Source organism: Kitasatospora sp. NPDC057542, from assembly GCF_042801945.1.
Taxonomy (GTDB): domain Bacteria; phylum Actinomycetota; class Actinomycetes; order Streptomycetales; family Streptomycetaceae; genus Kitasatospora.
On the sequence record NZ_JBHVFE010000378.1, the window covers coordinates 1 to 8,886 of the forward strand.

7 protein-coding genes are annotated in these 8,886 nt (G+C 69.6%); all 7 read right to left on the bottom strand.

Going from position 1 to position 8,886, the window contains the following annotated elements; translation table 11 throughout:
* A partial coding sequence (locus tag ACFU7Y_RS33355; RefSeq protein WP_380770615.1) for a hypothetical protein occupies nt 1-308 on the bottom strand: 308 nt, incomplete at its 3' end.
* A 74-nt stretch (nt 309-382) separates the two neighbouring features.
* Nucleotides 383-838, bottom strand: a complete 456-nt coding sequence (locus tag ACFU7Y_RS33360; RefSeq protein ID WP_380770616.1) for a hypothetical protein — start codon at nt 836-838, stop codon at nt 383-385.
* Nucleotides 835-2,457, bottom strand: a complete 1,623-nt coding sequence (locus ACFU7Y_RS33365) for a ricin-type beta-trefoil lectin domain protein (protein WP_380770617.1) — start codon at nt 2,455-2,457, stop codon at nt 835-837. The genes ACFU7Y_RS33360 and ACFU7Y_RS33365 overlap by 4 nt, the downstream gene beginning before the upstream one ends.
* Nucleotides 2,458-2,683: 226 nt before the next feature.
* Nucleotides 2,684-3,226: a hypothetical protein gene (locus ACFU7Y_RS33370; RefSeq protein WP_380770618.1), complete on the bottom strand. Its 543-nt coding sequence runs from the start codon at nt 3,224-3,226 to the stop codon at nt 2,684-2,686.
* Between the two features lie 153 nt (nt 3,227-3,379).
* Nucleotides 3,380-3,925 carry a hypothetical protein gene (locus ACFU7Y_RS33375; RefSeq protein ID WP_380770619.1) on the bottom strand — a complete coding sequence of 182 codons (546 nt, stop codon included), beginning with the start codon at nt 3,923-3,925 and terminating at the stop codon, nt 3,380-3,382.
* Between the two features lie 709 nt (nt 3,926-4,634).
* Complete coding sequence (locus ACFU7Y_RS33380) at nt 4,635-5,684, bottom strand: hypothetical protein (protein WP_380770620.1); 1,050 nt, start codon at nt 5,682-5,684, stop codon at nt 4,635-4,637.
* A gap of 286 nt (nt 5,685-5,970) precedes the next feature.
* Nucleotides 5,971-8,094: a HEAT repeat domain-containing protein gene (locus tag ACFU7Y_RS33385; RefSeq protein WP_380770621.1), complete on the bottom strand. Its 2,124-nt coding sequence runs from the start codon at nt 8,092-8,094 to the stop codon at nt 5,971-5,973.
* Nucleotides 8,095-8,886: the final 792 nt, after the last annotated feature.

Here is an 8,886-nt window from a genome sequence, read left to right on the forward strand (position 1 = left end):
ACCATCTCCTGCACGACCTCCTCCGGGTCCTGGGCGAGCGCGTGGGCGAGGCTCTTCGGTCCGCCGCCGGACCAGGGGCCGCCGATCGCCTCCCGGTCCGCGAAGTCACTGCTCCACAGCGGCGAGACGAAGGGGTACCACCCCGTCCGGGCGTGCTCGCGGCGGTGGTGCAGCCACGTCTCGTAGGCCTGCTCGTTGGGGACACGGATCTCCAGGACGGTGACCGAGTCGCCGACCGTGGCGCTGTGCACCTCGGTCTGGAGGTGTTCGGTCATGGCTCGTTCGGACAGGGCGTGATGGTGGTTCATGGATTCCTTTCTCAGGATCGGACGGCGGTCCGGAACGGGTAGGCCGTTTCGGACCGCCGTGAGGAACTACGCGGTCATCGGGTGTTGATTGTCGTCCGATAGCCGTCGCCGATGAGGTGGACCTGCGAGAAGTTGACGGTCCCTCTGTAGGGATTCGTGAGCCACCCGTTGACCTTGTTCATCGCCTCTCGCTGGGTGATGTTGGAGTTCAACACCAGGATGTAGACCGAATCGACTCCTTGTGCGTTGGCGCTTTTGAGGTGGTCGTTGATTCGGTCCGCGTTGCCCCTGACGAGTTTGAAGTCGGACCTGACTCCGTCGGCCCAGGCGTCGAAGGGCCTCCCATCCTTGGCGCCGGGGGCAGGCGTGTTCTCGCCCCGTGCCACGACATGGTGGCCGTCCAACGCGACCTGGAAGGCCACCTCGAAGTCGTCGTCGGCGCTGAACGCGCTAGCGTCGTTGGCGCTGTCCGACTCGTCGATCCTGCTCAGGGCGTCCTTGACCAGGTCGGCCAGTCCCTTCTGGTTCATGTAGGAAGCGAACCGGCAGCCGGCCTTGCCGCCCCCGGGTTCCCTCTGGCAGCGTGGGAGTCGATCTTGCGAACCTCACTGAGCAGCTTGCCCCACTCGTACTTCCCCTCGCCCACGATTTCGTCGTAGCGCTTCTTGCGTAGCTTCTCTGCCTTCTTGGGGTCGGTATTCTTTGCGCGGTGCTGGGCGTCGACGTCCGCGTACTGGCGGGTCAGGGCATTCGCGACGGGCTGGCCGAGGCCTTGGCCCTCGCCCACGTACTTGCCGTAGGCGCAGTCCTGGGGTTGGGCGTTGCAGTAGTTGCGCTCGTCCGGGTCGTAGTTGCCGCTGGGGTCGGAGCGGTCGACCGGGTTGTTGTGGGCGTAGGCGTAGCCGTTGAGGGTCTGCGGGTCGTCGCTCACCAGCGGCGGGTCGATGCTGAGGAAGCGGCCGGTCGCAGCCGCGTACTCGCGGGCGCCGAGGTGGGTGAAGCCGGTGGCGGTGTCGCTCTGGCCGCCGATGAAGCGCTTGTCCCCGAGCCAGCCGGCGGGCGCGGGCTGGTCGGCGCGGGGGTTGCCGAACGGGTCGACGGGGCGGCGGGTGGTGGCGAGGGTCGCCAGGTCGATGCTGACGATGTTGGTGCCGTGGTGGTCGGCCGCCTGGACGACGAAGCTGCCGGCCGCGGTACCCGAGCCCTTGCGGACGATGGTGAGCCCGCCGGGGACGGGGTAGTAGCGGATGCCGCTCTGGGCCTTGCCGACGGTACCGGTGTCGACGGTGAGTTCGTCACTGCCGAGGGTGATGGTGGTGGTGCCGGGGTTGCGGCGGATGAGCTGGTTGCCGTCGGCGTCGTAGAGGTAGGTGGTGGTGTTCGGGATGGTCCACTTCTGCCCGGCCGGGACGGTGCTCGCGCAGGCGCCGAGGGCCAGGGCGGTGTTGCTGGTGGTCACGTCGCCGGGGATGGCGAGGCACAGGTTGGACGCGGGGTTGTGGATGGTCCCGTCGGCGCGGGGGGTCCAGGTCTGTGCGGCGGAGTTGTCGCAGTTCTGGACCTGGACGGCCGAGCCTGCGGTGGTGCCCATGGCCTGGACGCACTTGCCGAGGACGACCAGCCGGTCGTTGGCGACGGTGTAGAGCTGGCTGCCGCCGTCGGTGCAGGCGTTGATCTGCAGGTTGGTGCTGTTGGCGTTGCTGCCGCCGGCGGTGGCGATGCACTTGCCGCCGTTGCCGGTGATCCGGCCGGGGGCGGTGTGGCTCGCCAGCTTGCCCTCGCTGTTCCAGCGCAGGGCGGCGGTGCCGGTGCCGGAGACGCCGGTGCGGATGGCGGTGGTGTTGCCGGCCGCGTCGTACTGGGTGGCGCCGTTGGCGGTCGTGCTGGTGCCGGTCTTGACGGTGGATCCGAGCAGAGCGTGGGCGCCGCCGGTGCCGCCGCCGGTGTTCGCCGCCGTGGTCGGCCTGTTGACGGTCCCGGGGGTCGGGAACTGCTGGGTGGTGGTGACGTCCTTCGCGGTGCCACCGGTCGGATCGTGCTGGACGAGGGACGTGCGGTTGCCGGTCAGGTCGTAGGTGTACTCCTGCCAGCAGGGGTTGGCGCCGCCCACGGTGGTCTTGGCCGGTGCCGTCGCGCTGCTGGTGGGCAATGTTGGTGCAGGAGCCTTGGTCGAGGTTCTTGTGCTGGAGCGGGTCCGGGGTGGTGATGCCGCCGGTGTCGGTCCAGGCGGTGGTGAGGCGGCCGAGGTAGTCGTAGGTGAAGCACTGACGGTCGGTCGCTCGACTGGGCTGAGCTTGCTCCACCGCACGGCCAAAATCCGCATGAGGGCGCAACTCGCCCACTTTTCGGAGGCAATAGATCCAGGGTCCGCGAGCCTACATCGCCTCGATCTCCTGCAGCAAGCCCCAGGCGAACCTGAAAAAGTACCTCTTTCCACTTCCCCTGATCAATGCAGAATAGGTCTCGTAGTGGCCCCATCCATCGATCTCCCGCACATCATCGTAACCCCCAAAGAGCTCGCTCTTCACAAAATTCCAGGGCCTGGGAAGTCCAGAGGGAAGGGGAGAATCCGGTGCGCGGAAAAACTCGGCCCGAGCCAGATGCCGACCCGAGGAATCAAACTCAATCTCGAATTCGAGATCCGGCCAGATCGGAAGGCAGTATCGCTCGACTATGGAATCGCCAGTCGCAGCAAGGCTCGCACGGGACAACCGTACGTCGGCAAGGATCTCCCTGACCTCCGCAGCCCTGCCGAGTCCAAGTCGGAGCATTTCAGAGATCTGATCGGTCACATCCCGGGTCATGTCACCCCCCGGTTCGATCCGCCCGACAGCATCCTCCAGTAGAGCCGCAGGAGGTTCCATAACCTTGAGCAGGTACCTCTGAAACTCGGGAACTCCCAAGCCGTTTGAGGGCACTCGACAACCCCTTCGAGAGAATACGTGGATAATCCAGCTGCCCGCCGTTCTCATTCCGCGGCCATGCCACCGATAGCATGCGACCCGGCTCGGCGAGGCAGTCGGTGCGGGTAGATCTTCGGGTTGGGCGAGTTGCGGCATGGCCGTCATTGCTTATCGGAGCTCAGGCAGTGGTCCGGAGTTCTTCGGGTAGCAGCCCTCTTCAAGCCGGAAGAGGTACTTCTGGAGGTCCGCGCCGAGCCCTTCAGTGATGTAGGCGGCAAAGTCCCTCAGCCCTTCCGCGGCTTCCCGCTCGTCAGACCTGTCGCTGGACGACCATCTGGGCAGGAGGGACTCCAGGTACTCGGTGACCCGCCCACGGTCGCGCCACCAGTCCCGAACAGCCTCGGGTGTCCATCGGCTGTCACCGTCGCAGGCATAGCCGCGGTACGGATCTTCCTGGGCTGCTGTCACTAGGTTCAGGACCTCGGCCGTGGTCGCTGGCTGGCGATACACATATTCACCGAAGTGCTCTCCGCCGTAGAGCACATGACGCGGTGCGTGCAGCCGGCCCGTCCAACAGTTGTCGGCGATGCCGATGTAGAAGGGGCCAGGAACGTTCAACCAGAGCCGGTCCTCCCAACGCCCGCCGAAGGACGTCTCGGGCTCGCCTTTTGGAAGCGCCGCTAGCGGTTCCCAGCACAACTCTTCGTAGGTCATCCGCGAAGCTTAGGATCCGATGGGAAGGATCTCTCAACGTCGGCGCTGCTTCGTCCGGTGTCGCATCGGATGTCGGGCATGCAGAGGTGGACCGTGGACGGCTGAGTTGCACGCTCGCGCATGGCCTCCAGCTTCTGCGCGGCGGCGGCCATGGTGGTCTCGCCCAGGACCCGGCCGCTGCGCCGCTTCCCTCGGGCGTCATCACTGGCTGCGCCCTGACGGCCGCTGCGCCGCTGGCCGGGTGCTGTTCGCCGCCGCCAGCCAGGGTCGGTCGCCGTCCCGGCGCCGGCGGCCCGCCGCGGGCGCTCCGGCCGGGAAGGCCCCGGCCGGAAAGCCGCTGACCACCGGCGGCGATGGGACGGCCCAAAGCGCGGACCGCCCCCAGGCCCACGCCCGGATGTGACCCGCGGGACACATCCGCCAGGGCCCGGCCGCCCCGCGCCGGCCCTGGCGGCGCAATGCCTCGGACCGCCCCTTGGGGCAGCCCGAGGCGACAGCTTGCCGCGCCGCTTCTGCGACGTTCGTCGGCTGAACAGACCGGACCGGATGGCCCGTCGCGGGACGGAGCGGACCGGACCGAAGAGACAGTGAAGCAGTCGGACCGGCGGACAGTCAGCAGCTTTCGACGGGACACAGGCGAACGAGCCGAGCTGACGTGGAAACCTACGCCCATGTGTCGTAGCGCCTGCGAGCAGCTGTCGCGGCCGTGTCAGGCCGCCGCGCGGGCGGCCTTGGTACGGGCGGCGTCGAAGACGGCGGCCGGGTTCCCGTAGTAGATCCACGGGCCGGCGATCTCCCGGCCCATCCCGCGGAAGAGGTCCAGGGCCTGCGCCGGGCGGCCGTTCTCGATCAGGCCGTGGGCGATCCAGCCACGCGCCGGGACGATGCCGGGGTGGGCAGGGTCGGCGGCTGCCAGATCGGCCAGGGCCGCGTCCAGGGCGGCCGTGTACTCGGCGGAACGGTAGAGCGGGGCCGCGGACTTGTCGCGCAGGACCTGCTCCCAGTACGCCCGCAGCTTCAGCACTGTCAGCAGGCTGCCCGCCGGCGCTCCGGCGATCGCCTTGTCCGCGAACTCGTGCATCAACTCGTTGCTGCCCAGCCACTTCTCGCACCAGTACTGCAGCGCGGCGGTGTGCGCACCGTAGTGGTAGGGCTCGCGGGCCACAATCTCGGACCACAGCGCGCGGTAGCGCTCGTGCGACCAGCCCTGGCCCATCGCGATCGGCTGCTGCATCACCCAGGCGTTCGGGTCCCCGTCCGAGGCGAGTCGGATCGCCTCGTACGACACCTCCGCCGCCTCCTGCAACACCTGGTGAAAGCCCATGGCCTGCTCACGCGTCACCTCGGACGCATACTTCCCGGTGCGGATCTCCCACGCCCGCTTGACCAGGGCATCAGTCTGCACCTGGGCGGCCTCGGGGCTGCCCGGCTGCTCCTTGCGCCACTGCCAGAGCCAGGTGTCGTCAGTGGCCGCGAGGTCGCCGAACGGGTCCATCCGGGCGTAGCGGGTGCTCCAGTCACCGTCGCCTTCCGAGAGGTAGGCCGCGGCGGGCCGCCAGTTCCCCGCCTTCGCCGCGTCCAGCGCGGCCCGCGCCGCCGGGTCGGTGGTTTCGCTGCCCACTTCGACCAGTTCGGCGCGCGGCACCAGGCCGGCTGCGGGCGCATCGTGGCCGGCGGTGGCCTTGCGACGCTTGTTCAGCCAGAGGCCCAGCCTGATGAGGAGGACGAGGAGGGTGACGATGACAAACGGGTGAGGCATGGACCTGCTTCTCTATGGAACTTTGTCGCACAGGTGTGCGTTTGGTGGAGATCGTATCGTTCGGGCACAGAACCGTAAGCGGGTTTTCCCGGCAGGCCGACGCCCGCGTACCGCAGTTGACCCCACACCACCGCCCGCGCCGCTGCACGTCTTCCTCTCCGACCGCCGCCGAATACGCCCTCGCCCAGCTGCGCCCCGGCGAGCTGGAAGCGGTAGGGAAGTGGAACACGCGGCACCCACTGCAAGCCCACCGGTCTCACCCGCCTCCCAGGACCAGGCCAAGGTCTCAGGTCAGCTGGTTGATGGCGGCCAGGGCGGCGCGTTGAAGTGCCTCGTCGTCCTCGACGCTCGCGAAGAAATCGCCGCTTCGGCGGGTGAGGGTGAGTTCGGCGTGGATCCGTGGAAGGGCGGGCGCGGCGGCGGAGCCTATCCGCTGCAGGCAGTCCACGACGTGGTTGGCAGTCGAGTCGCTTTCCTCCCATGCCTCCAGCAGCACGGGCAGGACGGCCTCGGCCTCGGCCGGGCCGCCGATGTCGTAGATCGCGGCGGCGGCGTGCACCCGGGTCCAGACATGGCCGGCTTCGGACAGCTGCCGCAGGCGGGGCAGTGCTGCGGCCGCAGGCCCTCCGATCCGGCCGAGGACGTCGGCGGCGTCGTGATCCTTGCCGGTGTCGAGCAGGGCGGTGAGCCGCGGCACGGCATCGGTGGGGTCGCTCTCGATGTCCCACAGGGCCTTCACAGCTGCGAAGCGCAGGTCCGGGTCCTCGGCGTCGGCGAGCGGCCGGACCGTCTCCAGCGCGCAGGCGGCGCCGGTGCCGATTGAGCCCAGTGCGTAGAGGGCCGCGCCGGCGGTCTGCCACTGCTCCTGCTCGACAGCGGTGGTGAGGGCCGCGGTGAGCGCGGGTACGGCCGCCGGGTCGCCGAGCCGGTTGAGGGCGGCCATCAGCGCGGTGGCGGATCCCCAGGGCCAGGAGTAGTCCGCGTCGGCCAGGCGCCGGGTCACCCTCGGCAGCAGTTCCCCGGCGGCCTGCGGGAGGTGGCCGGCGACCTGCACGGCACGCCAGTCGTCGGTGCCGGTGTCGAGCGCCGTCAACAGGCCGGGCAGGGCGCGCTCGTCGCCGAGGCCGGCCAGCGCCGTGACCGCCTCCTGGTGGGCCCGGCGCAGCAGCGGGTGCCGTGCGGCCCAGACGTCCGGGCCGTGGGTGGTGCGGTGTGCTTCCACGAGGGCGGCGAGGGCTTCGCGTGCGGGTTCGGCGAGGACGGCGGGGAGCTTGCCGAGGGTTTCGGCCGCTTCGGCGGCGGTGTACGGGTCGTCCGGGAGCAGGCAGTCGGCGAGCAGGAGGACGAGGCTGGAGTGGTTGCCGCGCCAGGAGCGGATCAGGTCCCAGGTCATGGCGATGGCGTCGTAGCGGGTGGCCGCATCGGGGCTGCGGAGTTGGGCGGTGAGCAGGGCCGTGCGTTCGGGCACCCGCGCGTCCAGCACCCGGTGAAGGGTGGTCAGCAGCTCGGTGGTGGGGGCATGGACGCGGCCCTGGCGGTCGAGGTCGGCGAAGACGGCGGCGATCTGCGGCGGGACGCCCTGGTTTGGTGCCGGTTCGGCGGCGATGTCCGCGCAGGTACACTGCCCGCAGTCGGTCGGCCGGGCGTCGACCTCGCCCTGGGGCGCGGGTTCGGGCGTGAGCTGCTGGAGCAGGTTGGCCGCCGTCGGGACGAGGCCTGCGTCGATCACCTCCGGCGTGCAGGCGGCCCGGTGGACGAGGGCGGCGAGCCGGATGTCGGCATCCAGCGCCGCGTCCGTGGCCAGGGCGGCGAGCCAGGTCGTCACGGGGCCGAGCGTGGCCGGCAGTCGCTGGGCCAGCGTCGCGGCCGTCTCGATGACCAGTAGCCGCTCCATGGTGCCGCCCTCTGCCGCCAGCCGCTCACGCAGCAGGGCGAACGCCCGGTCGGCGTCATCGAGGAACAGCCCCAGGGCTGGGACGGCAGCCTGCCGTACCTGCGGGTCCGTGTCCGCCGCGTGCCGGATGAAGTCTTCGACACGCTCACGCATCTGGGGCACGACATCCGCATGGGGCGTCGACGGGTGGCCGGACGGACTGTAGTAGACGCCGTCGGGGTCGCAGTCCAACGCCGCGCTGCCGATGCTGAGCAGGAGCCGGATGGCAGCCGCGCGGTCGGGCACCTGGGGATCGTCGGCGAGCACGAGAAGGAACGGCAGGCTCGCTGCCGTGCACGAGTAGACGTCGCCCTGGTGGTGGGCCGAGCTGTAGAAGCTGCTGAAGGCCCTCTCCCGGACGTCGGGGTCGGGCGAGGCCATCTGCTCCAGCCACAGCGGCACATCGTCGGCCGGGCCGTAGGCGTGCCCCATGGACGACCAGTCGACGCGGTCGACGCCCTCAAGATTGTTGATCATGGGCCGCACAGTGACACGAGGCACTGACACCGCCACCAGTCGGTGACCCGAGCGAGGGCCTCGGTGACGACCTGGGTGCCTCGCACGAAAGGAGCGGGTCAGCCCCGCGGGGCGGAGCGGCCCCTGGAACAGCGGCCACCCGCCCTGCCGGACGGCCGGGACTGGCAGCAACGGGTCCATCGACGCGGCCCACCTATCTGGGCCTGGCCGGGAAGTGTCCGGTGGGCTGGCGTGGCAGGATCGGCACGGTCGCGTTGAGGGAGGGGTCTGTGGCGCTGAGTCACGATGAGTGGGTGTTGTTGGAGGCCGCCGCTGCCGAGAGTTCCGGCTGGCTGACCGGGGTCCTTCCCCTGGAGCGCCGGATCGCGGAACACGGGATCGTGCGCCGGCTCGTCGGAACGAAGGTGTGCGAGTTTGCCGGGCCCCGAACAGCGCGACGCTCTCGCCGCGGGCGGAACCCGTCCAGCGTGGGCGGTACGGGCCACCAGGACCTGGTGGGCCGGCTGCCGGTCAAGGGCGTGCTGCAGTACACCGAGGGTGCCCACCTTGCTGGCGCCGACGGTCTGCCTGGACATCCGCACCGACTTCATGGCCTGCGAGAAGCAGATCGCCGACCGCGGTTCGATTCGTGAGGCCTTGGGGTGTCCGGCCAGGCCTCGGTGAGGCGGCGCTTCATTCGTGTGGTGATCGCCGTCCCCCCGGGCCCGTGTCATCGCGAAGCATCCCCCACGGCTGCGAGGTCATCGTCACCTACCGCCACCGCCTGGTCCTGCGCACATACGGCCTCGGCCC

Coding starts and splice junctions, on each gene's coding strand:
- ACFU7Y_RS33380 (WP_380770620.1), bottom strand. CDS start 5,684: ATGCCTCACCCGTTTGTCATCGTCACCCTCCTCGTCCTCCTCATCAGG.
- ACFU7Y_RS33385 (WP_380770621.1), bottom strand. CDS start 8,094: ATGATCAACAATCTTGAGGGCGTCGACCGCGTCGACTGGTCGTCCATG.
- ACFU7Y_RS33360 (WP_380770616.1), bottom strand. CDS start 838: ATGAACCAGAAGGGACTGGCCGACCTGGTCAAGGACGCCCTGAGCAGG.
- ACFU7Y_RS33375 (WP_380770619.1), bottom strand. CDS start 3,925: ATGACCTACGAAGAGTTGTGCTGGGAACCGCTAGCGGCGCTTCCAAAA.